At 35.3% G+C, this 19980-nt stretch carries 39 protein-coding genes; 38 read left to right on the forward strand and 1 reads right to left on the reverse strand.

The window, feature by feature from the left end:
• The first annotated feature begins 72 nt into the window (after positions 1-72).
• The 5 genes from AC1DF0_RS12395 to AC1DF0_RS12415 all read left to right on the forward strand — a co-directional run bounded on the left by AC1DF0_RS12395 (position 73) and on the right by AC1DF0_RS12415 (position 2391).
• Positions 73-294, forward strand: a complete 222-nt coding sequence (locus AC1DF0_RS12395; RefSeq protein WP_477574175.1) for a hypothetical protein — start codon at positions 73-75, stop codon at positions 292-294.
• Between the two features lie 671 nt (positions 295-965).
• A complete protein-coding gene (locus tag AC1DF0_RS12400; protein WP_477574176.1) occupies positions 966-1103 on the forward strand; it encodes a hypothetical protein in 138 nt (45 codons plus the stop codon).
• Complete coding sequence (locus AC1DF0_RS12405; protein WP_477574177.1) at positions 1104-1475, forward strand: hypothetical protein; 372 nt, start codon at positions 1104-1106, stop codon at positions 1473-1475.
• Positions 1476-1488: 13 nt separating this feature from the next.
• On the forward strand, positions 1489-2211 hold the full coding sequence (locus AC1DF0_RS12410; RefSeq protein WP_477574178.1) for a metallophosphoesterase family protein: 723 nt from the start codon (positions 1489-1491) through the stop codon (positions 2209-2211).
• Between the two features lie 3 nt (positions 2212-2214).
• Positions 2215-2391 (forward strand): hypothetical protein, encoded by a 177-nt coding sequence (locus AC1DF0_RS12415; RefSeq protein WP_477574179.1) that lies wholly within the window; start codon positions 2215-2217, stop codon positions 2389-2391.
• A gap of 45 nt (positions 2392-2436) precedes the next feature.
• Here AC1DF0_RS12415 and AC1DF0_RS12420 read toward each other — a convergent pair whose 3' ends face one another.
• On the reverse strand, positions 2437-2673 hold the full coding sequence (locus AC1DF0_RS12420; RefSeq protein WP_477574180.1) for a hypothetical protein: 237 nt from the start codon (positions 2671-2673) through the stop codon (positions 2437-2439).
• Between the two features lie 329 nt (positions 2674-3002).
• Here AC1DF0_RS12420 and AC1DF0_RS12425 point away from each other — a divergent pair, with 329 nt between their 5' ends.
• The 33 genes from AC1DF0_RS12425 to AC1DF0_RS12585 all read left to right on the forward strand — a co-directional run bounded on the left by AC1DF0_RS12425 (position 3003) and on the right by AC1DF0_RS12585 (position 19970).
• On the forward strand, positions 3003-3233 hold the full coding sequence (locus AC1DF0_RS12425) for a hypothetical protein (RefSeq protein WP_477574181.1): 231 nt from the start codon (positions 3003-3005) through the stop codon (positions 3231-3233).
• A gap of 27 nt (positions 3234-3260) precedes the next feature.
• Positions 3261-3533: a hypothetical protein gene (locus tag AC1DF0_RS12430; protein WP_477574182.1), complete on the forward strand. Its 273-nt coding sequence runs from the start codon at positions 3261-3263 to the stop codon at positions 3531-3533.
• 234 nt (positions 3534-3767) lie between these two features.
• The gene (locus AC1DF0_RS12435) at positions 3768-4058 is read left to right on the forward strand and encodes a hypothetical protein (RefSeq protein ID WP_477574183.1); all 291 of its coding nucleotides are present in this window, start codon (positions 3768-3770) and stop codon (positions 4056-4058) included.
• Positions 4059-4107: 49 nt separating this feature from the next.
• Positions 4108-4731: a host-nuclease inhibitor Gam family protein gene (locus AC1DF0_RS12440; RefSeq protein ID WP_477574184.1), complete on the forward strand. Its 624-nt coding sequence runs from the start codon at positions 4108-4110 to the stop codon at positions 4729-4731.
• Positions 4732-4842: 111 nt separating this feature from the next.
• A complete protein-coding gene (locus AC1DF0_RS12445) occupies positions 4843-5067 on the forward strand; it encodes a hypothetical protein (RefSeq protein WP_477574185.1) in 225 nt (74 codons plus the stop codon).
• Between the two features lie 299 nt (positions 5068-5366).
• Entirely contained in the window at positions 5367-5693 is a 327-nt protein-coding gene (locus AC1DF0_RS12450) for a hypothetical protein (protein WP_477574186.1), read from the forward strand.
• A 55-nt stretch (positions 5694-5748) separates the two neighbouring features.
• The gene (locus AC1DF0_RS12455; RefSeq protein ID WP_477574187.1) at positions 5749-5901 is read left to right on the forward strand and encodes a hypothetical protein; all 153 of its coding nucleotides are present in this window, start codon (positions 5749-5751) and stop codon (positions 5899-5901) included.
• Positions 5902-5929: 28 nt separating this feature from the next.
• Positions 5930-6085, forward strand: a complete 156-nt coding sequence (locus AC1DF0_RS12460; RefSeq protein ID WP_477574188.1) for a hypothetical protein — start codon at positions 5930-5932, stop codon at positions 6083-6085.
• Positions 6086-6569: 484 nt separating this feature from the next.
• A complete protein-coding gene (locus AC1DF0_RS12465; protein ID WP_477574189.1) occupies positions 6570-6719 on the forward strand; it encodes a hypothetical protein in 150 nt (49 codons plus the stop codon).
• Positions 6720-6752: 33 nt separating this feature from the next.
• Positions 6753-6953 carry a hypothetical protein gene (locus AC1DF0_RS12470; RefSeq protein ID WP_477574190.1) on the forward strand — a complete coding sequence of 67 codons (201 nt, stop codon included), beginning with the start codon at positions 6753-6755 and terminating at the stop codon, positions 6951-6953.
• A 346-nt stretch (positions 6954-7299) separates the two neighbouring features.
• Entirely contained in the window at positions 7300-7614 is a 315-nt protein-coding gene (locus tag AC1DF0_RS12475) for a hypothetical protein (RefSeq protein WP_477574191.1), read from the forward strand.
• 29 nt (positions 7615-7643) lie between these two features.
• Positions 7644-7829: a DUF7167 family protein gene (locus AC1DF0_RS12480; protein WP_477574192.1), complete on the forward strand. Its 186-nt coding sequence runs from the start codon at positions 7644-7646 to the stop codon at positions 7827-7829.
• A 28-nt stretch (positions 7830-7857) separates the two neighbouring features.
• Positions 7858-8373: a hypothetical protein gene (locus AC1DF0_RS12485; RefSeq protein ID WP_477574193.1), complete on the forward strand. Its 516-nt coding sequence runs from the start codon at positions 7858-7860 to the stop codon at positions 8371-8373.
• Positions 8374-8425: 52 nt separating this feature from the next.
• Positions 8426-8872 carry a hypothetical protein gene (locus tag AC1DF0_RS12490; protein WP_477574194.1) on the forward strand — a complete coding sequence of 149 codons (447 nt, stop codon included), beginning with the start codon at positions 8426-8428 and terminating at the stop codon, positions 8870-8872.
• A 32-nt stretch (positions 8873-8904) separates the two neighbouring features.
• Positions 8905-9069, forward strand: coding sequence for a hypothetical protein (locus AC1DF0_RS12495; RefSeq protein WP_477574195.1), 165 nt, complete (start codon positions 8905-8907; stop codon positions 9067-9069).
• 24 nt (positions 9070-9093) lie between these two features.
• Complete coding sequence (locus AC1DF0_RS12500; protein ID WP_477574196.1) at positions 9094-9312, forward strand: hypothetical protein; 219 nt, start codon at positions 9094-9096, stop codon at positions 9310-9312.
• Positions 9313-9347: 35 nt separating this feature from the next.
• Complete coding sequence (locus AC1DF0_RS12505; protein ID WP_477574389.1) at positions 9348-9548, forward strand: hypothetical protein; 201 nt, start codon at positions 9348-9350, stop codon at positions 9546-9548.
• 109 nt (positions 9549-9657) lie between these two features.
• The gene (locus tag AC1DF0_RS12510; protein ID WP_477574197.1) at positions 9658-10263 is read left to right on the forward strand and encodes a hypothetical protein; all 606 of its coding nucleotides are present in this window, start codon (positions 9658-9660) and stop codon (positions 10261-10263) included.
• Between the two features lie 13 nt (positions 10264-10276).
• Positions 10277-10723 carry a macro domain-containing protein gene (locus AC1DF0_RS12515; RefSeq protein WP_477574198.1) on the forward strand — a complete coding sequence of 149 codons (447 nt, stop codon included), beginning with the start codon at positions 10277-10279 and terminating at the stop codon, positions 10721-10723.
• 20 nt (positions 10724-10743) lie between these two features.
• On the forward strand, positions 10744-11085 hold the full coding sequence (locus AC1DF0_RS12520; protein WP_477574199.1) for a hypothetical protein: 342 nt from the start codon (positions 10744-10746) through the stop codon (positions 11083-11085).
• Between the two features lie 43 nt (positions 11086-11128).
• Positions 11129-11326: a hypothetical protein gene (locus AC1DF0_RS12525; RefSeq protein WP_477574200.1), complete on the forward strand. Its 198-nt coding sequence runs from the start codon at positions 11129-11131 to the stop codon at positions 11324-11326.
• 160 nt (positions 11327-11486) lie between these two features.
• On the forward strand, positions 11487-12731 hold the full coding sequence (locus AC1DF0_RS12530; RefSeq protein ID WP_477574201.1) for a DNA polymerase IV: 1245 nt from the start codon (positions 11487-11489) through the stop codon (positions 12729-12731).
• 16 nt (positions 12732-12747) lie between these two features.
• Positions 12748-13545: a GIY-YIG nuclease family protein gene (locus AC1DF0_RS12535; RefSeq protein WP_477574202.1), complete on the forward strand. Its 798-nt coding sequence runs from the start codon at positions 12748-12750 to the stop codon at positions 13543-13545.
• Positions 13545-13880, forward strand: a complete 336-nt coding sequence (locus AC1DF0_RS12540) for a YolD-like family protein (RefSeq protein ID WP_477574203.1) — start codon at positions 13545-13547, stop codon at positions 13878-13880. Before AC1DF0_RS12535 ends, AC1DF0_RS12540 begins: the two co-directional genes overlap by 1 nt.
• Positions 13877-14245 (forward strand): YhjD family protein, encoded by a 369-nt coding sequence (locus tag AC1DF0_RS12545; protein ID WP_477574204.1) that lies wholly within the window; start codon positions 13877-13879, stop codon positions 14243-14245. The genes AC1DF0_RS12540 and AC1DF0_RS12545 overlap by 4 nt, the downstream gene beginning before the upstream one ends.
• Before the next feature lie 310 nt (positions 14246-14555).
• Positions 14556-14786 (forward strand): hypothetical protein, encoded by a 231-nt coding sequence (locus tag AC1DF0_RS12550; protein WP_477574205.1) that lies wholly within the window; start codon positions 14556-14558, stop codon positions 14784-14786.
• Positions 14787-14806: 20 nt separating this feature from the next.
• Complete coding sequence (locus tag AC1DF0_RS12555; protein WP_477574206.1) at positions 14807-15034, forward strand: hypothetical protein; 228 nt, start codon at positions 14807-14809, stop codon at positions 15032-15034.
• A 40-nt stretch (positions 15035-15074) separates the two neighbouring features.
• Positions 15075-15365: a hypothetical protein gene (locus tag AC1DF0_RS12560; RefSeq protein WP_477574207.1), complete on the forward strand. Its 291-nt coding sequence runs from the start codon at positions 15075-15077 to the stop codon at positions 15363-15365.
• 57 nt (positions 15366-15422) lie between these two features.
• Complete coding sequence (locus tag AC1DF0_RS12565; RefSeq protein ID WP_477574208.1) at positions 15423-15719, forward strand: hypothetical protein; 297 nt, start codon at positions 15423-15425, stop codon at positions 15717-15719.
• 27 nt (positions 15720-15746) lie between these two features.
• Positions 15747-16004 carry a hypothetical protein gene (locus tag AC1DF0_RS12570; RefSeq protein ID WP_477574209.1) on the forward strand — a complete coding sequence of 86 codons (258 nt, stop codon included), beginning with the start codon at positions 15747-15749 and terminating at the stop codon, positions 16002-16004.
• Positions 16005-16055: 51 nt separating this feature from the next.
• The gene (locus AC1DF0_RS12575) at positions 16056-17834 is read left to right on the forward strand and encodes an ATP-dependent helicase (RefSeq protein WP_477574210.1); all 1779 of its coding nucleotides are present in this window, start codon (positions 16056-16058) and stop codon (positions 17832-17834) included.
• 9 nt (positions 17835-17843) lie between these two features.
• Positions 17844-18422 carry a hypothetical protein gene (locus tag AC1DF0_RS12580; protein WP_477574211.1) on the forward strand — a complete coding sequence of 193 codons (579 nt, stop codon included), beginning with the start codon at positions 17844-17846 and terminating at the stop codon, positions 18420-18422.
• Between the two features lie 66 nt (positions 18423-18488).
• Complete coding sequence (locus AC1DF0_RS12585) at positions 18489-19970, forward strand: replication protein (protein WP_477574212.1); 1482 nt, start codon at positions 18489-18491, stop codon at positions 19968-19970.
• Positions 19971-19980: the final 10 nt, after the last annotated feature.

Consider the following 19980-nt stretch of genomic DNA (forward strand, 5'->3'; position numbering starts at 1 on the left):
AATTATGAAAATGATATACGAAATTTATTTAGGTGTAGTCATTGAAATACGGGATTTATGGGGTGAAATTGGTTGATTAATAAGATTTTTTGTGATGGCAATCTAAATAAATTAAAACGAAATCCTGATTACGTTCGCACACTATCCCAACTCGAACAAGATGACAAATCTTATGTTGTTGGTTTGGATATTAACCACGAGCCATTTTTCGATAAAACAATGATGTGTTGGTTTTCTGAAAACGAAGACGGAAGTCTAAATTATGAAGGTTATAAGTTTCTTGAGGTAAATTAGAAATATACATTAAAAGACGGATTTAATTGGGGGACAAAATGGAATTTCTAAGATGGATTAGATCATGGTTCTGTATTCATCAATGGAAATCGAGGGCTGACTTACATCATGTATGGTGCTGTAAATGTGCCGCACGTAGATGGAAGTGCGATGTAAAGAAATATGAAAACGTGTGACATGAAAGGGAACTATTATAAGGGAAGTGAATATTGAATGGGAATTATGGCTGAGGACGTGTTTTCTTGTTTGAATTGTTCCAGCACAGTTGTATTTGAGCCATACCATACAACAGGAATCGAAGTGTGTACGAAATGCAATTCAAAACATTCAGTCAAAGTAGGGAAGACAAAGGTTACTTTGTATGACGAATCAGCAGATAGACATGTGAATAATGCACTTCTAGAAATTGAAAGTTGGCCTGACTGGAAGAAAGAATATTATTATAAATTGCTTAAGTTGACTACCTAGTAAGAGATAAAATATCAGGAAGGATAATATAAAATGTGGAATCACAGACCAGTTGTTGGCGAAATAGTAGATGTGTCATTTGTGCATCAAGATAAAACTCAAACTGTAATTGTGGATGAGGTTGGCGTTGATTACTACGTTTTGAGTGGGAGTAAAATACATTTGGATAACATTGACGGAATTCGCGAAAGGAGTTAGTCAGTATGAGAACATGGCTACTAGTTGGCATTGCTTTAATTCTGATTGGTTTATTCATACGAGATAAAACTATTTTACTAAAAGAAGACGGTAAACGATGCTTCAAAATTGTTAAAACTGTTCAATATAAAAGAGGTGATTGATTGGATCAAGAAACCAGAGAAAGAACTAAGAGTCAACGTAGCAAAATACTTAATCTCTTACGAATGAAGGGATTAGATGGAGTTACCAATGTAATGTTGTCTGAAATGGCTCTTAGATACAATGCAAGGCTTCAGGAATTGTATCAGCTAGGTTATGTGATTGAGAAGAAAGTGTACCCTAATGGGATTACAAAGTATAAGTTGATTTCTGAGCCGAAAGTTCTTAACGGTAAAGCTGAAGATGCTCTTAGTTTGTTGATTAAAGAGATTGATAATACATATGATGGCGTTGTGAGAACTGAAGAACTAGTTAAATTGCTGGAAGAGAACGAGTTCACAGTTAAACGTAAAATAGGAAGTTTTAATAAATAATTAATGAAAGTATGTGGTATTAATTAAGACGCTTGTTATTTCAGATATTCATGGTTGCCTTGCACAATTTGATGATTTACTTAAACTTGCTGAATATAATCCTGACAAAGATAAGCTCATTTTGCTTGGTGATTACATTGATCGTGGCCTACGCAGTAAGGATGTAGTCAATAAAGTAAGGCAATTGAAGAAGGATTATGGCGTGATCGCACTAAAAGGAAATCATGATCAAATGATGGTCAATGCTTTTAGGTTGGGCGAAGATGGTTTGTGGTTAAACAATGGAGGGGTCACAACTGTTCAAAGCTATGTCGGTTCAGATTTATTTGATGAAGGTTTTGATTGGAGTGTTTACTTAAGAGCCAAGAAATTGATGAGTGAAAATTTTATGGATCATATCGATTTCCTCGAAAACCTGTCATTGTTTCATGAAGATGATAAACACATTTTTGTCCATGCTGGAATTAATCCATTATATCCAGATTGGAAGAAGCAACCTGAAAGTGATTTCTATTGGATCAGAGATAGTTTCTATAAGAACGGTACGAACCTGAAAAAGACTGTAGTGTTTGGCCACACTCCAACTGAATATTTGCATGGAGTTTCAGACGTTTGGTTTGGCGATAGAAAGATAGGTATCGATGGAGCTTGTGCCTATGGACGACAACTAAATTGTCTGGAGATTAGAGAAGAAGGGTTCAGGACGTTTAAGATACTAAAGAACGAGAGGAGATAAAAGATGTTTCTATTTATGCTGATTATTGCTTGGTTTTTAACTTGGTTTGATTTTGATGAACTTTTCATAAAGGGATTTAATGAGCTAACAAATAGATCAATTACAATTGCTGGATACTATATAATCTTTTTTGTTATTGGACTATTAGTTGATATTTTTAATGAAATTAAGAGCAAATAAAAGCGACATTTCATCATCAAATAAAAAAAGCAACCCGAAGGCTGCTTATGATACTTTTGATGGAGTCCATTTAAGTTTATTTGGTGGATTACTTTTAAAGTATTCAGTTCCTTCACCAATATATTCAAAACCAGTACTATGGATAATTATGAAGCACATTGGCCTATCGAAGTATGCGACAAGTTGCGAAAGTTTTTCATCATTAAAAAGTATATCCCTACTCACTATTATTGCCTTGTGCTCCTTTCCATTGTAGTTGAATTCAGAAGTATAGTTTTTCATTTGTGTTCCTCCCAGCGTATTGTATGAATAATAGGCTAATGCCTTTATAATTATTATTTCCCAAATCGCCTAGAGTTATCCTTAAAACCCACCATTAAAAAAGGAGCTGATTAGAATTAGCTATTCTTCAGCAGAGCGTGAAACAGTCATTCGATGTGACGATGAAACTAAATTATGGACAGTTTATACCTTGCAGCAAACTATGATTACCAAGTTATCTAAAGTCGGTGCTAGACCATATAGAGTCGATTTAGACGGTGCTCATTGGTTTAAAGATTTGAAGTTTAATCAAGTGTCATTTCGGTCTGGTAAGGAACGTGAGATATCAGATGAGCAAAAACTCGCAGCTTCAGAGCGATTTAAGAAAATGCATGAAGAAAAGAAGAAGGGCGTTGATCCAACTGATTATTGATGTGATCCTTGTCTTTGTGTTGTATGTAATAGTTGCAGTTATCTGGACTATTGCAGAAAAGATGATGTATGGGCATGCCACAGCAAGGCTTATTGATGATGTAGTAGCACTGATTTTAGCAATATCTATTTATATGAATATAAAATGACAATTGTATTAGGAGAGGTCTGATGAKATGGATTATAAACTTATGGCATGGGACTCTGATGAATGCGCTTTTGTCACTATACCGAAAGAGGACATTGCAGAAGCAATCTACTATGCATGGAACTACGAGTTTGACGTTTATGATAAGGCTAGTGAAGACTTAATATTTGCACCTTGGGAAGATAATGACTACAACTCGGAACTTCTTAAACCGTATGGGTTGAGAGTTGTGGATCATCTCAAGCATCGGAAATTACAAAGTATCATAACTGGTGAGATTTACGAAGCAAATTGGCATTGAAATCGTGAATTCAATGGAAAGAAGGTGTTGGAAATAGAACAAATAGAACTTGATAAACTTGCAAAGTTGTCAGCAATGAACCAATTGATATCTGAATGGGAGCATTTAGATGACATATCTAAGTCGCAAATTATGTTACTTGCTAAGACTGGCAAGGGTGGCTTGCAAACATTCTTCAGACAGCTATATGTAATTTTAGATACTATGAAATTGTAATTTCATATGAGGTGAGAAATGAACAAAAAATATAAGGCCATGCCTATCTACGGTAAGAATAATAAGGTGGTTTGGATATCTGAAAAGTTATTTAAGGACATCCAAAAATGCTCCGACATTCAAAGTGTTGAAGTAGAAACCGAAATCGAAACTTATTACGATGAATTAAAAGCTAGGCGTTGCTTTCTTGAAAATGAAAAATACGAACCAAATAGAATCGAACACAACAAAGTGAAAATTATTTATAGAACCGAACATAGCTGCGGTACGTTTATTCTAAATGGACTAAAACAACATCAGATCAAGTAGACGACAAAACAAGTGCAATATCAAAAAAATTAAAGGAGAAATTATATAAATGACATCGTACAATCAGCAAATTGAGGATATGTTACTTGAAGAGGATGAGATTTATCAGCTACAACAGGATCAGACATGGAGAATTAATGATCTGGGTAAGGCAGTATGGGCAGATGGTTTAGTCCATGAGATTGAAATGAAAATTGAAGAAATAGAACAAATATATAAAGAACGAATGGAGTCATATACAACAAAGTTAAATGAATGGAAAGAGAAAGCAAGTAAAAAGCATGTGAATGATATTGAATTCTTCAAGACTCATCTACATGCATATCACCAACGAATTATTGCTGAAGAAGAAGCAAACAAGTCTAAGAAAAAGACCAAAACAATTAAATTGCCTTACCGCAGCTTAACAATCAGAGATCAAGCACATCAAATTTTGGTTAATGGTAAAGAAGTAGATAAGGCGAAAAATGATCCTGAGTTGATTGCCCTCGCTAAGATTTTTGGAGATAATCTAATAAAAGAAGAAGTCAAATGGGCTGATTTGAAAAAGAGTTTAAAAGAAGCCACCTTTGACGATAAGCCAGTCTATATTGATTCCGAAGGAAATGTAATTGAATTTATTCAACTTATTGAACGTCCTGCGAAATTGGATTGGACTTTAAATAAAGAATAAATAAATGAATTATAAAAAAATACATAATATTGACTGAGAAACAGACGGTGTGCTACAATGAACTTACAAAAGGGAAATTGTAGCACATTCGGTTTTTTGGGGGAATTACATATGAAAGAACCAGAAGAGTTGCACCAAATAACTGACGCTTTAGCTAAGTGTTGGAATGAGTACGATGACCTAAGTTTTGGCGAAATGATCGACAACATATTTTCTTTAACGAAAGGCCATAATCAAACAGCGTTTTGGAATATGGAAACAGATGAATGTTTAGCTGCTATTAATGAATATAGAAAAAAGCGACGTCTTGAGAGAGAACGAGGCTATTTAGAGTAAGATAAAATGGTTATTTTATGAGGAGGTGGAAACGATAATCAAACCTTTATGTCAAAGTTGCGGTAGTGAAAACATTTCGAGATATAAAGAAATGGTTCATGTAACATATAATAAATTCACTAGTAAAGGTCGACTAATCAAAAAACCTTACAATAAGCAGGTTTCCTCGTTTTCAAGTCCTGATTATGTCGAATGTCAAGACTGTAAAACAATTCATCATTATCTCTTGAACGAAGATGGGTCTCTTAAAGAATTATCAATTTGGCATTGAAGGACTAGTGAACAGGTGGTGAAAAGTAATGTGGTTTCAATATGAACACAGGGAAACATTAGATAATGGTGACAAAGCGTTAGTCAAAGTGGGATTGAATGATTCAAAAGGCGAGTTGTATATTTATCGAGTCGCATTGATTCCCAAAGGTAAGCGTAAAGTAGTGTATCTGAAAGATATACTTACTGATGAGTATTCTTACAGACGTTTAAACACTGAGGACAGGGGAAAAGCCGAAATTAAACGATATGTTGAGAGAGTTGGGTTACAGGTTTTAAATAATGCCTTAATGGCAGCTTGGGAAAATATGAAGCCAAAACTGATTGATGATGAGGATTATAATATCGAATACTAATGAAAGACTAGTTTCAATGGGGATCTCAATATGAATGATTAGGGTGAGAATGAATATGGCAAAAGGGAAAACGGTATACCTCACAAGTCGCGAACTAGATTTGCTTCAAATGGTATTCGATTACGGCAATTGGTCTGCGGAAGGTAGGGAGGACGAAGAGGAACTAAATGCTATTCGCGACAGCATAGTCCGTAAAGTATCTGAGTGAATACAATTGCCCATAAGGAGCGATAAGAATGACAAAAGCAGATTTGTTAAAGGCAATTGAAAATATGCCGGATGAGTGCGAATTGGTTTGGCACGATGGCAAAGGTGGATACACGTCCTTCAAAAGTGTTGATACTGATAATGTCCTTATCTATTTGGAGGAGCAGTTCGACGCAACATTATGAATAGGGAACGATTGTTGAAAGGAGAGTTAGCATGATTGTAATTATGGACGTCTATGAGTGTGGTTTTTGTGATTCACACTTTGCAGTCGAGAATGGCAAGGTGGAAATTTGCTGTCCTGTATGCACATGTGAGATAACCAATACGGAAACGGATAAGATAAAACAAATCGAGGTTGAGGTGTGTGATACATCTCAAAGAATAGCTTTGAACATGAGGTGATTGAATGAATTACAGCAGACCTGTTTGCGAATGTGGCGATGAACTCACCTATGAAAAAGAACTTACGGTTAATCGTTATCACCAACTCACAAAACGAGGGAAAATATCAAAAAAATTTAGAAGCAAGGATAACCCAATAAATCCCTTGGAGTATTTATTGTGTGATACCTGTACCAAACGATATGAGGTTGATTATGACGATCAAGATCGGGTAATACGGSGCGAATTAGCGTTTTAGTAACATAATGAATAGGCGGTGTACATGTGAAAAGGGCTGAAATTGAACGTCGTCTCGACAAGTTGGCGGTGGAATTGGATAACGCCGAAACCGAACGCAATATGTGGGAACAAATAATGTACAGATTACAGCGCGAGAAAACCGAGCTTGAATCCATGCTCGATGAAACACAATGAATATGGTGAGTTCATGATCGAAGGAGGAAGGACATGGAAATTGACGATAAAAAGGTTCAAGAGATTGCAGTAAGGTGCGCTGATTTGAGCCTGTATGATGATGATGATTTTACGCCACCTGAGAGTGCTCCTGATTTCGAAGACATAGAATTTTGGGATTGGATACAAGTGCTGTTGTGCGAGAGTGCAAAAAACGCACTTGGTATTCTACAGGACGAAGGCAATACAACATAATGAATAGGGTGTTGTATGGGGAAATAAAATGCTGATTTTATTGTTTGGGGGTCGATTAATCTTGATAAAGGTCACAAGACCTACCCGTTGTAAAGTTTCTAATAATAGGTTAATTGAGCTTGAAAAGTTGATAAATGAAAATTGTGAGTGGCGACAAAAAGACAAGGATAAACGTGAAGCCTGCACTTGCTTAGTATGTAATAACCAAAGAATAGTACCTCACCATAATTCTAAAATCTTAGAAGATCCTACTGTGAAAAGGTATAGATGGATGCCTTGTCATAATTGTTTGCAGAGTAAAAGGAAGTCTTGACTAATAAGATATATCAGGTATGGAGGTTATCATTTGCATCAAACATGGAAAGATGAAATCGCGAATAGACTTCAGAATCGAGTTGAAAAACGAGAGTTATTTGAAGTTCTGTTAAATCAGATTGGTCGAAATTTAGCCCAATTGTTAGAGGAACTTGCTTCCGAATATCATATTGAAGCAAAGTCTATTGAGCAGGGTGAAAGCCTCAATACAAAATGGACGATAAAAATTGAGGACAAAAAGTACATCTTAGATTTGAATACGGCAGCTCAGTATTATCAACGGAACAATAATCTCAAGGAAGCTCTAATTGAAGTCATATTGGATAACTTCAAATTTGTAGATTGATCTTATAATATTGTGAAAGGGTGATCGAATTGGCAAAATTCAAATTTAGCGTTAGCACTGGATTCGTGGGTAGTGCTAGAGAAGAAATCTATGAAATTGACGACGACGATTTTGTAGGTTTGAGCGATGAAGCGGCAGAAGCGTTGATCGACGAACATTATGACGAATGGATGCATGAGAAAATTTATTGCTCGTGGAAGAAGATTGGTGATTAATGAAAGGTTAATTTTAAGGGGGAGTATGATGAACGCAAAAGAGTTCCATAGAATCGTTCTGAATCATCAGCCAGTTGTGAGCTTTAATGCTAAAGTAGAAAGAGAATTTGAAACTGGTTTTGATGAAGATATGATGGCTAGGGCTGTAACAAGTACAGATGATGGGAATGGCTGCATTAAGATTTCGTTTGGTTTTACTCAGTTTGAATCGGAAAACAAAGTGCTTGAGAAAGCTAATTGGATTGATAGAGAAGGGAACGCTACCCTAAAATGGAGTGAAACAAACTTTTATCCTAAAAACAAAATTGAAGAAATTTGGTTTGATTATGATTATGAAATTGACTGCTTTCAAATCATCGATGAAAAACACGAGACTAACTGGCAAGATGAAGTTAACAAACTCAATAACTGCCCCCAAAGACAAGACTCTACTGTGGATCAATTAGAAGACTTAGTTTTGATAGCAAATAAACTTGGGTTTTATGATGCAGCAGATGCAATAAAGTCCCTAATTGTGAAAAGTGATAAGGCATTGAAAAGATAATTTTATGACGATGTGTAGATGCATACTAAAATTTATTTAGGAGGAAAATTATATGGCAGAAATTTGGGCAGCTATTATTGCAGCGGTAGCATTGGGACTAGGAATTATTTTAACATACGCATATAGTAAGAAAACCGAGGCAAATAGAGTGCGATTAGAAATTAAAAGAGAAGCGCTACTTCAGGCTCTCAATCTTACCGATGCGATATTATCTCACAAGTCAACAAAATCAACAACTGTTAAGACAGATTTCACTATGGAGCAAGTTAGAAGCTGTTATAACACATTAACTACTGTAATTGATAATAAAGAGTTGCTCAGTCTTTTTAGAAAAGCATGGGGTTTAGGTCTAGTAAATCCAACATTCGATATTATTACAGACCTAAGAAATGAAGTTAGGAAAGAGATGGGGTTTGGGAAAGACGATATCGATATGCATCGAGATAAAGCTTTTTTCGGTTATATTGATGGAGCAAACAAAAACAATCAAAACCCATAAAACAAGTGATTTATTGGGGAGGAGGTTTGAGAATGGATTACGAACAAATGTGGAACAAGTTAAAGTCTACATTGACTCTAACACATGATGGCTTTATTAAGAAGGGGAAGCATGGAGAAGCAGGAACATTAGAATTCGTTCTTGATGAAATGATGCAAAGCGAAGAATCCGAAGAAGTACTAAAGGTCTTAAAATAATTCTTTCATGAGGAGTTCAGGACAGTGAAATATACTTGCAAGAGTTGTGGACAGTCAAGATACTTCTACAGAGAGGTATCAGTCGTTGCCAAACAAAGAATTGATTTAAAAAACGGTACTAAGCATGGTAAGACATATGATATTGATCCAGAACACTTAGATGGTATTTATGAAGATGTTATCTATTGCGGTAAATGTAATGAGCAAGTTGATATGAGTGAGTGGGAGGATTATAGCGTATAAAATCTCGTTTTCAAGGGGGTGAGTGAGTGTATCAAATGAGCAATAATAATGGCATTGTGATTAATGGTAAAGAAAGATATGTTTATAAAAATGGACAAAAAGTAGATATTCCAGATTACATAAAAGGCAATAACATTACTAATATAGATGGCAAAGTGTATGTTAATGGGTACAAATTGAAAGATGACGGAACTTGGAAAAGAAGTTTAATTGCGATGTGGCATATGTTATTTTAGGTAATGAAAACTCTGTTTCATTGTCTTCAAAAAGAGGTTGAAATTACCAGAGGCGAACTGATAGAATGAATTGAATATTAACCTTATTAATAGAAAAAGAGGTATGCCAATGTCAACATTCTATGAGTATCTAATCGATCCAGCTTGGCAATCAATAGGCGCAGTAATTGGTGGCGTTGGCGTGTTTGTTGGAGCATGGTATGGTACAAGACTTGCTAATAATCAAAAATTAAAAGAACAACTGGCTGAAGAAGCTGCAACCAGTGACGCTTTTCTAAAAATATTGAACAGTGATATGGAGCATAACAAAAAAACTTTAGAAAATATGAGTCTGTATCTTCATTCGGCAATAAATTCACCGATTGAATCAACTTTTGATGCAATATGGGCTGCTTCAAAACATTTGAGATATTCAACATTTCACGATCTTGTTAGAGCAAAAGTTGCTCATCGAATTAATTCACTCGTACTTTATAAATTTGAAACTGCAACTAATAGAATTAGAAGTGCAGCTATGACCATCGATATGGAAGTTCATGATTGGAAAAGGTTGTTTGAGCATGATAAGTACAGAATCGAAAATCCTAGTTTCAATCTTGAGATTCATGATCTTAAGAGGAGTCAGAAAGAGATCTCCAGAAGTATAAAAATGATGCTCGAAGTGAGTTTGAATGCAGTAAACGATATCTATGCAAACGAAAACGGGTCTGGATAAAGGAGGTTTTATTATGGTTAAGATTGTTAATGGAGATTTACTGAATGCGATAGAGAATATCATTGGACACCAAGTTAATTGTCAAGGAGTAATGGGGTCAGGGGTCGCTAAAGCACTTCGTGACACCTACCCTAATCTATACCCCTCATACAAGCAATTTTGCGACAGATACAATCCCCATGATTTGTTGGGGAGATGCCACATAGTCAAAACTGGTTCGAATTCTACTGCTAATTTGTTTGGGCAGCTTAACTTTGGAAGACAAAATGTTCGATATACTGATTATGATGCTTTGAAGTCAAGTTTAATTGAATTGAAAAGCTTTGCACGTAAACAAGGTTATACTATTGCATTGCCATTTAATATTGGCTGTGGCCTTGCAAATGGTGATTGGTCAATTGTTGTGCAGATTATCGATGAAGTGTTTAGCGATTATGAAGTGACGTTATATAAAATTTAAAGAGTAAGAGGTGATTATACATGAAATTTGTTTATGAGGTTTACGAAGAAGAATTCGGTTATGAGTCTGGACAGAATCATGTGCTATTTGAACAATTGGATGATGCTAAGGAACACATTTCAAAAAGAATTGAAAAAGTAAAAACTGAATTTGACATGGTGATTGATGAGAAAACAATTCTAGAATTTGAAGATGAAATGAAGATTAAGCATTCGGTGTTTGTTGAGAAGGAGTTTGAACATTATCCAGATCGGATGGGCGAAGTAAGATTGCTATATTATCCGATTCAGATTGAGATTGAAAATGAGGATAGATGGTGTGCTGAGTATAGGGTTATCTTACAGAAGAGAGAGCTGCGATAAAACATAGCTTTCATTACCTTAAGAAAGGAGAGTAATATAAAAAATGCATATTGGAGATATTGTAATGGTGGTTGGCTCAAAGTCACTTCCCGAAGATTTTCTTGGTAGATACGGAAGAATTGACGATGATCATGAATATAAAGTAACAGTGGAGTTCAATAAACGAGTTGGAGGCAGGGGCAGTATGAAACATACAGCATTTAGAGAGGATCTTATCAAGGTTGGAGAATCGAATTTCTAACACATATGGAAACATGATTTTATAAGATGAAATATTGAAATATGTAATACATATCAGACTTCTGTACGATAAAATTTTCCTCTTGCACAACGAACGTATGTTTGTAGTATAATGGTGAATACTAATACCAAACAAACGTTCGTAAAATGGAGGAGTAGTAATGACTCAGAAAGCTAAACGCTCCATAATGTTAATCGATATGCAAAGTTTCTACGCATCATGTGAGAAGGCCTTGCATCCAGAATATAAGGATAAGCCATTAGTTGTTGCCGGAGATCCTGAACGGCGTTCTGGTATAATTTTGGCAGCTTGTCCTCTTGCCAAGAAAAAAGGTGTTACTACTGCTGAAGCTATTTGGCAAGCACTGCAAAAGTGTCCTGAACTAACAATTGTTCGACCACATATGCAACATTATATTGATGTTTCTATGCAGATTACACGGATTTTGGAGTCTTATAGTGACCTAGTTGAGCCGTATAGTATAGATGAATTGTTCGTTGATTGCTCAGGTTCGTTGCACCTTTTCGGTAATTCAATTCATGAAATGGCTCTTCTGATTCAGAAGCGGATTATGGCTGAAACAGGCATATATGCACGAGCTGGTATGGGTGAAAATAAGGTAGTCGCGAAATTGTGTTGTGACATGATTGCAAAGAAAAATGAGAACGGAATTTTCTATTTGAAAAAGGATGAACTTGACCAACATATTTGGAACAATCCGATTCGTGATATGTGGGGCATTGGGTCGAGGATGGAAAAACATCTGATTAAGATGGGGATTCGAACGATTGGTGATTTGGCTAAAACTCCACCTAAACGTCTTGCAAAGTGGGGAGTTAATGGGCAGGTCATCTGGAGGGTAGCAAATGGTATAGATGACTCTCCAGTGACACCGAGCACTCATAGTCACCAGAAAGTAATAGGAAATGGTATGACGCTCCCAAGGGACTATAGAGAGGCATGGGAGATCGAGGTAGTGTTGCTCGACCTAACAACAGAAGTAACAAGAAGAGCACGAAAAATGGGCGTTCAAGCCTCAGTCATTTCAGTTGGTTGTTCTGGTGCTGACTGGGATAATCCAACTGGTTTTAGTAGGCAGAAAAAAATGATTGATCCTACAAATTCAACGTTAGAGGTTTTTAAAGAGGTAAAGAAAGTTTTTCATACTCATTGGGATGGTCTACCTGTAAGAAGGCTTAACGTTTCACTTTCTTCACTGTCTGATGCTGATTCATATCAGCTAAATCTATTTTCTGAGAACAACGAGAGAGAAAAAACAATCGATAAAGTTATGGATGAAATTGAAGATCGATTTGGTTCTCTGGCGATAATGAGAGCCAGTTCGATTACCACAGCAGGGCAAGCTATTGATCGTGCAGCAAAGATAGGAGGGCATTACAAATGATAACTAAGGAGGCACGTTGGAGAAAATTGTTGGTGTATATTTAATTGAAAATAGGTTGAATGGGAAAATTTATGTAGTTAGTAGTTTAAATGTGAAAAGAAGGTTAATGACCCATGTAAATAAGTTAACAAAGAATAAGCATCATTCTGATAAACTGCAAATGGACTGGGATATTTACGGCTTAGATAGTTTTAAATTTGAGGTATTAGAAGAAGTCGATAACACAGATGAACTCGATAAAAGAGAGCAGTATTGGATCACTTATTATAGATCCAGTAGCGATGATGGGTACAACGTAAAATCAAAAGCGACAAGAAAGAAAACTATTCCTGATGAATCAAGACAAAAGTCAAGTGAAAGTGCAAAAGCTCGGATTTTTACTGAAGAAATGTTAGAGATTTCAAAAAACAACCTAAAAAGGGCAATGCCGACTCCAGAAGGCATAAAAAAGACCTCGGATAAATTGAGAGGCAGAAAACGTCCTGAAGAAGTAAAGGAAAAGATTCGATCAAAATTACAGGGACGTGAAGTCTCAGAAGAAACCAGAAAGAAGCTTTCTGAAAGTTCAAAAGGTAAAAAACACACAGAAGAAGCTAAAAAAAATATGAGTGAAGCACATAAGAATCGACCTCATCTTGGATATGGATCGAAACTAAGGGAAGAGGATGTAGTAATTATAAAAACTCTTTTGCGTGATAACTTACCAGTCAAAATAATTGCAGATAAGTTTCATCTTGATGTAAGTTATGTATATCAAATCAGAAAGGGACGAACATGGAAGCACATCGTGGTTGATTCAGAGGAGGTAAATTGATGAGTAAGAAGCTAACAGGAAACGGACTATGGGAATCATCTCGAATGATGTTGCCTTCCCACAAAGAATCTATTAACCAAAACTTAATACAACAAAAAAGTACGGTAAAGCCAGTAATACATGCCGATGAGTGGGATATGATTCTGACTGATTTGAATGAATCATACTCACAAAAAAGTGCTGTAAAAGTTGAAATATTTGGCTCAATTTCATCTAGAGATGTTATCGGTGTTGTAACAGCATTTAACCAATTTCAGAAAAAGTTTAAGTTGGAGTTCGAGGAAGGCTATGAATGGATTGACTTCAAGGAGATAGTGAGCGTGAGACGAATATGACCATTAAGCCAATCACCGAAGATGAACTTTTACTTGTTAAAGAAGCAATTCTTTTCCCTTACATCTTAAGCACTTTAGAACACGACATTAAGTTGATAAACGAGTCTGAACTTAAGATGAAAGAGCTGTATGTCACGCTATTTAGGAAAGCTCAAGACAATGTTTCAGCTGCATTAAGTTTGATTAGGAAGAACATGAGGAATAATGGTATTAAGTTGATTGAAGAGAAACGCGAAAAAGATAGGGCTACTACTAGTTACTTATGTAGGGGCTATCAACATGAATACGTAATGGTTTTTAGTCACATTAAAACTGAGGTTGCTGCTAGACTGGAAAAGCATTTGCAGATCAATATGGAAGATTAGAATGGGGAAGTGAAAGGTTTAATGTTAGTCAATGTTACTGATTTACCGATGGGAGCACAATTAGATGTCATTGGTGGGTGCAATTGTAAGACAACGCCGATTCAAGTACGGATGTATTGGTTTAATTACTTTGAAGATAAATCTTTTGAGTCTGCGATTGAATGCCCAATATGCAATTCCGAAATAGTTTGTATATTGGGTATTGGAACAATAAACTCAGATGAGGAGGCGATTGACATGTATCATTAAAAGTTTTCGACATTGGTCGAATCCTGCGATTACCCAAGAAATAATGAGGGGATGAATACATATGAATAAACCGTTTCATGAAGAAGAATATAGATGGTTTGATATTGAGCTATATAATGCTGAAAATGTGGTCGAAATGGGTGAACATGCTGACATTAAGAAATTTGGAAGTGATGAACTTCCTGATCTTAATGTGGTGGCTGCAAAAGCCAAGGAGTTTGGCTATGATTCTTTTTTAATAAAAGAAAATTTAGAAATTCAACGAGATTATAATGTCGAAGATTTTGGATAGAGAAGGAGATATTTGTCACATTGGAAACTTACGAACAGTTTAAAGAAAGATGCAAAGAACCTGTTGATATTGATAAGGCAAAAGTAGCACTAAGTAAATTACTTGATGGTACTTATACTTTAAGTGTACCTGTAAGTATAGATGACCCAGATATTATTATTAGTAGAACAATTAATGAATTAGAAACACTGAGGAAAGAGCATGAGAGAGTTTTAGAGTGGATCAAGAACGTTAAGCAGTTCCGTTAAAACAATCTTTTCATTATGAAAATACAAAGGAGATTATTAAATGACCAGAAACGTACTTTTCGATGTAACCAAGGAAACTGTAGGAAAAGTTGCCGAACAAATTGCAGAACAACATCAAGATAGTATTCTGGTGCTAGCTCCAATCTCAGGAACTGCATCAACGTATGCTCCATCAACAAAAGGAAAAAACAAAGGATACTTTAGAATGAAATTTGAAGTATGGATTCCAGAGGATGCGATAGTTGGCGATAATGCGCTTAACGATTTTGGCATTGTTACATTGATGAGGCTACCAAAGAGCAGAGTGGCAGATCATTTAATTAGAGACTAATAGGGTAATGAAAGAAGTCTTTCAATGAGAGAAAATATAAAATAGGAGATGGTAATTATGCCAATTATTAAAGATGAAAAGGGAAATGTTCAATTGCAATTCGGGACAGGAGATATCTATGTGTCTCCAGCCTTGCTTGAATACCATGAAGTGTGCGGAGCAGTATGTTTCTTTCAACGAGAAGATGAAAATGATATCGGAGCACATGTAGATTACGAACCTAACAGGATAGTAGAGCCAGAATTTATTCCAGTGAGAATGTCATTCGATAAGATTGAATCAATCGATGTTGTGATCTGGGCTTTACAGGAAACAAAATTGATGATGATAAAGAAGTACGAAGAGAGCCTATAGAATTATACATTTATGAGGTGAGAAGCGATGATTAGTATTTATGAAAAGCAATATGAAGTCGGAAATGTAAGCAATTTTCAACAGAGAGTAATTACTTCGTATGAGAGTTTTGATCAGTACGCTGAATATTTGGAATCAGACAAAAGTAAAGATCCATATCCGAGCTTACCTAGACAATGTAAAATTGTCGAATTTCATAAGAATGGCAATGCTTTAACTCTAGAGTTTGAGCATCCTGTATTTAGAAAGAATTTTATTCACACAGCTATATTAGTAAATAATTAAAAAGGCAATAGAACTTAAATTTTAATGGGCTAAGAATGAAGGGACGTGAGAATGATTTCAGTAAAGTTTAATCCACAGCAACAAGCAGCTATTGATTTTCGTGAAGGAGCATGTGCAGTAATCGCAGGAGCTGGCTCAGGAAAGAGTACGGTTTTAGTAAACAGGATCGATAATTTAATCACTAAACACTGTGTCTCTGAGGAATGTATTCTAGCGATTAGTTTTACAAACAATGCCTCAAAGGAACTAAAGAACAAACTTAGTAATTTGGGTTATAACAATGTAAACACAGGTACATTTCATAGCATTTGTGCGAGACTTTTGGCTAGAGAAGGAAGGTATTTTGAGCAAGATAAATTAATCCAAGAATGGCAGATTGAAAAGGCACTAAGCGATTCCCAAAGTGGCAAGTTAGATATCGATGACATAAGAGGCTTCATAAGTTATCAAAAGAATTATCTACATACTTATAAAGATAAATTTGAACCAAAAGAAAGTAATTATGATGAACTTGAACTTCGCAGATACTTCAAGATGTATGAAGAATTCAAGAAGGCGAATGGACTTCATGATTTTGATGATTATCTAATTGAATGCCTAGAGATGCTTCAGGTCAATCCTCAAAAGTATACATATGACTTTATATTGGTAGATGAACATCAGGATTCCAACTTGGCAAATAACCTATTGATTAAGGCACTTACTAAGTCTGGCAATGTGTTTTGCGTTTTCGATTACCGACAGGCCATCTACAGCTTTCGAGGTGGGAATCCAGAGTACTGTATGAATTTTCATAAGGATTGGGATAATGCAACTGTAATTAATTTAGATAAAAACTATCGCTCTTGCAGCAATATTGTTCAAAAAGCGAACAACTTTATGAAAAAGTATTATGGACACTATGAACATTATTCAGATGCAATTCCTCATCGTAAAGAAGAAGGTTCGATTGACATTTTCAGACATTTGGATAGGGAAACGGAAGGTAAGAAAATAGTTGATAAGATTGAAGCATTCATAAATAACTTTGAAGATCCAAACGAAATTTGTGTGCTTTATCGTCTTAATGACCATTCCACGCACATAGAACATCAATTAATGAAACGTGGAATTGATTACGACATCACAAGTGACGGAAGTTTCTTTAAACGAAAAGAAATTGCTGGTATCCTCGCTTATCTAAAATTGATTATTAACCCCCATGATGATGGAGCTTTCTTAGATGTGTTTAAAATGCGGAACTATCCACTTGGATTCTTCAGTGGAAAGGTGTTAGAGGATATTAAACGCCATGCTGGTTTAAACAACTTATCTTATTACGAATCCCTATTGGATTTACGTTATGGTGTTGAATGGCAGCGGAAGAATGCAGAATTATTCGGAGAATACCTTACAAAACTTCGATTACAAAAAGATAAAGGAATTAGCACTGTTGATCTAATTGCGAACATAATTAAAGTTTTTGAAGTTACAAAATACATAGAACAAAAATATAATAACCCTGACGATAGAAACGAAAGGCTTGCTTCACTCAATACATTGAAGTCATTCGTTAAATCAGAAAGCCCTGAGAAGTTTTTAAAATATGTGTTTAACACAAAGAAGAAAGCAAAGAGCAATTGCATTAAGTTAATGAGTATTCATGCAAGTAAAGGACTTGAGTATAAACATGTCTTTCTTGTAGGTATTGAGAATACGAAGTTTCCACATGAGAGAAGTCAATTGATCGATGAGGCCAGATTATTTTATGTTGGTGTGACACGTAGCAAAGACAATCTTACAATTAGTCACATTGGAGACAAGAACTTATTTGTGGAGCAATATAGGTGAGGTGAGTAAATGGCAGAAAGGAAAGTTAAATGTCCAATATGTAATCAGTTGGACTTTCGAAGCATAATGGTTCAAGTGGATAATATGAGATATTATCATATTAATGATTGTCATCAACAATACATAGAACAACAGGAATATCAAAAACAAGAAAATAAAAAGTGGTCAGATTTATATGAATACATAAAAGAATTACATGGATTGATCGTTTTACCTCCTTGGAACGTGACTAGATTAAAGAATCTTCGAAAGGGAATTGACACTAAAGAAAAGAAAGAATTCCAACGCTATCGAATTGGTGTTGAATTTGATTTGATGTTGGAAGCATATAAATTACAAGAAGATAAGATTAAGTGGTTCATTAAGGATGTCCTAAATGATGGAAAAGATGCAAGCGACATCAATAAGTGTATTTCGATGATGTTAAATGGATTGAACACTGCTTGGAAGAATAGGCAGATTAAAATTAAGCAAGAACAAGAGATAGCAAAAGCTTTGTCGGAAACAATTGCAAAAGACATGTCTATTGAAGAACCAATTAAGCAAAAAAGAAAAAATGACAGTAGAGATATTTCACATCTATTGTAAAGGAGTGGTCATATTAGTACGAAATATATTGATGAGTTTGTATTACCATCCGAAGTTCACGAAAGCTTGTTTGTAGGAAACCTCTGGAAAAATCCTAATCTTTATTCAAAATACAAATCGCATAAAATTGAGCAGAGTACATTTACAAAGCCTATATGGTACTTTTATTATCATATAGGTAAAGAGATGTACGATAACAGCATAAGAAGTTTTGAAGATACATCAGTTTATTCATACTTGACATCCAAACCTAAAGAACAAAATAAAAAATCATATTTTGAATATTATGATGAATCAGGTGGGTTTTCAACAATTCAAGATTTAATGAATGAATGTGCAAAAGACAATAGTAATGATGATTATCATTTTAGTGAAATTCAGAAATATGAGAGCTTAAGAATATTGCAAGATGAAAACTTGTTAAATGTTCATAGTGCTGAATTTATTAAAAAACTTGCAAATATGAACCTGAAACAACTACAAACATTCTGCCAACATAAGTTCAAGACATCATTCTCACATATCAATTCAGGTGATGTAATTATCTATAACCTTACTGAAGACATTGAAGAAATGGTTGAGGAATTAGATCAAGGTGAAGAGGTTGGATTGCCGCTATTTGATTCTCCAAGACTCACCAAGAAAATTAATGGTCAAAAACTTGGGAATTTGATGTATTTGGTTTTATCATCAGGAGTTGGTAAAAGCAGTATTGTCACTGAAAAGTTTGTGCTTTCTATCTTCGAAAACAATGTTAAAGCTCTTGACCCAGAAAGTGAATTGGATTTTGAAAAAGCATTAATATTCGTGAACGAGGAAGGAAAGAAGCGTTGGCAGGCTCGTTTACTAGCTACTGTAGCGTCGAGGATTCTTAAGAAGCCAATAGCGAGAGACACTGTAAACAGAGGCAAGTTTACTCCAGAACAAAAGGCAATTCTTATTGAGTCTGCTAAGTGGTTAAAACAAAACCAGCCAGATTTTATCAAGTTAGTCATCCTTAAAAAATATGGAATAGAAGATGTAATTAGTAATATCGAACTACATAGACCGCTAGGTTATAAGCATATTTATTTTGACACCTTCAAACCAGATCTGACTCAACAAACGGATCGTTGGCTTGCATTCTCAAACTCAGCTCAAGATTTGCACGATTGTATAAAAGATGAAAATTACAACTGTGCAACGCTTGCTACCGTGCAAATGAAAATTGGTAAAGAATATCGTTACTTGGATTTGGATAGTATTGGTAAATCAATGGAAATTGTCGAGGTTGCTGCGGTTGTAATGGCTGGTAGATTGATGTATGACGATGAATTTGATGGGAAGCATAAAGTATTTTGCTACAATTATGAAAAGGATGCTTTTAGCGGTAAATGGGGAAAGAAGGAATACGTATTAGACCCAGAAAAAAAATACTTGATACTCTTCTTACCAAAAAATAGGGAGGGAGACGAGGGGGAACAGATTGTATTTGAGGTCATATCAGACTTAAACGTTTGGAAAGAAGTATGTTATGCAAAGGTTAAAAATCTCGGTTTGAACAAGTAAAAGGAGAGGA

This window comes from Paenibacillus sp. 05T425 (assembly GCF_056396205.1).

Coding starts and splice junctions, on each gene's coding strand:
- AC1DF0_RS12575 (WP_477574210.1), top strand. CDS start 16,056: ATGATTTCAGTAAAGTTTAATCCACAGCAACAAGCAGCTATTGATTTT.
- AC1DF0_RS12415 (WP_477574179.1), top strand. CDS start 2,215: ATGTTTCTATTTATGCTGATTATTGCTTGGTTTTTAACTTGGTTTGAT.
- AC1DF0_RS12580 (WP_477574211.1), top strand. CDS start 17,844: ATGGCAGAAAGGAAAGTTAAATGTCCAATATGTAATCAGTTGGACTTT.
- AC1DF0_RS12455 (WP_477574187.1), top strand. CDS start 5,749: ATGGCAAAAGGGAAAACGGTATACCTCACAAGTCGCGAACTAGATTTG.
- AC1DF0_RS12400 (WP_477574176.1), top strand. CDS start 966: ATGAGAACATGGCTACTAGTTGGCATTGCTTTAATTCTGATTGGTTTA.
- AC1DF0_RS12450 (WP_477574186.1), top strand. CDS start 5,367: ATGTGGTTTCAATATGAACACAGGGAAACATTAGATAATGGTGACAAA.
- AC1DF0_RS12565 (WP_477574208.1), top strand. CDS start 15,423: ATGCCAATTATTAAAGATGAAAAGGGAAATGTTCAATTGCAATTCGGG.
- AC1DF0_RS12420 (WP_477574180.1), bottom strand. CDS start 2,673: ATGAAAAACTATACTTCTGAATTCAACTACAATGGAAAGGAGCACAAG.
- AC1DF0_RS12560 (WP_477574207.1), top strand. CDS start 15,075: ATGACCAGAAACGTACTTTTCGATGTAACCAAGGAAACTGTAGGAAAA.
- AC1DF0_RS12570 (WP_477574209.1), top strand. CDS start 15,747: ATGATTAGTATTTATGAAAAGCAATATGAAGTCGGAAATGTAAGCAAT.
- AC1DF0_RS12515 (WP_477574198.1), top strand. CDS start 10,277: ATGGTTAAGATTGTTAATGGAGATTTACTGAATGCGATAGAGAATATC.
- AC1DF0_RS12510 (WP_477574197.1), top strand. CDS start 9,658: ATGTCAACATTCTATGAGTATCTAATCGATCCAGCTTGGCAATCAATA.
- AC1DF0_RS12550 (WP_477574205.1), top strand. CDS start 14,556: ATGAATAAACCGTTTCATGAAGAAGAATATAGATGGTTTGATATTGAG.
- AC1DF0_RS12495 (WP_477574195.1), top strand. CDS start 8,905: ATGGATTACGAACAAATGTGGAACAAGTTAAAGTCTACATTGACTCTA.
- AC1DF0_RS12430 (WP_477574182.1), top strand. CDS start 3,261: ATGGATTATAAACTTATGGCATGGGACTCTGATGAATGCGCTTTTGTC.
- AC1DF0_RS12435 (WP_477574183.1), top strand. CDS start 3,768: ATGAACAAAAAATATAAGGCCATGCCTATCTACGGTAAGAATAATAAG.
- AC1DF0_RS12470 (WP_477574190.1), top strand. CDS start 6,753: ATGGAAATTGACGATAAAAAGGTTCAAGAGATTGCAGTAAGGTGCGCT.
- AC1DF0_RS12490 (WP_477574194.1), top strand. CDS start 8,426: ATGGCAGAAATTTGGGCAGCTATTATTGCAGCGGTAGCATTGGGACTA.
- AC1DF0_RS12445 (WP_477574185.1), top strand. CDS start 4,843: ATGAAAGAACCAGAAGAGTTGCACCAAATAACTGACGCTTTAGCTAAG.
- AC1DF0_RS12520 (WP_477574199.1), top strand. CDS start 10,744: ATGAAATTTGTTTATGAGGTTTACGAAGAAGAATTCGGTTATGAGTCT.
- AC1DF0_RS12545 (WP_477574204.1), top strand. CDS start 13,877: ATGACCATTAAGCCAATCACCGAAGATGAACTTTTACTTGTTAAAGAA.
- AC1DF0_RS12525 (WP_477574200.1), top strand. CDS start 11,129: ATGCATATTGGAGATATTGTAATGGTGGTTGGCTCAAAGTCACTTCCC.
- AC1DF0_RS12540 (WP_477574203.1), top strand. CDS start 13,545: ATGAGTAAGAAGCTAACAGGAAACGGACTATGGGAATCATCTCGAATG.
- AC1DF0_RS12505 (WP_477574389.1), top strand. CDS start 9,348: ATGAGCAATAATAATGGCATTGTGATTAATGGTAAAGAAAGATATGTT.
- AC1DF0_RS12425 (WP_477574181.1), top strand. CDS start 3,003: ATGAGCAAAAACTCGCAGCTTCAGAGCGATTTAAGAAAATGCATGAAG.
- AC1DF0_RS12460 (WP_477574188.1), top strand. CDS start 5,930: ATGACAAAAGCAGATTTGTTAAAGGCAATTGAAAATATGCCGGATGAG.
- AC1DF0_RS12485 (WP_477574193.1), top strand. CDS start 7,858: ATGAACGCAAAAGAGTTCCATAGAATCGTTCTGAATCATCAGCCAGTT.
- AC1DF0_RS12440 (WP_477574184.1), top strand. CDS start 4,108: ATGACATCGTACAATCAGCAAATTGAGGATATGTTACTTGAAGAGGAT.
- AC1DF0_RS12530 (WP_477574201.1), top strand. CDS start 11,487: ATGACTCAGAAAGCTAAACGCTCCATAATGTTAATCGATATGCAAAGT.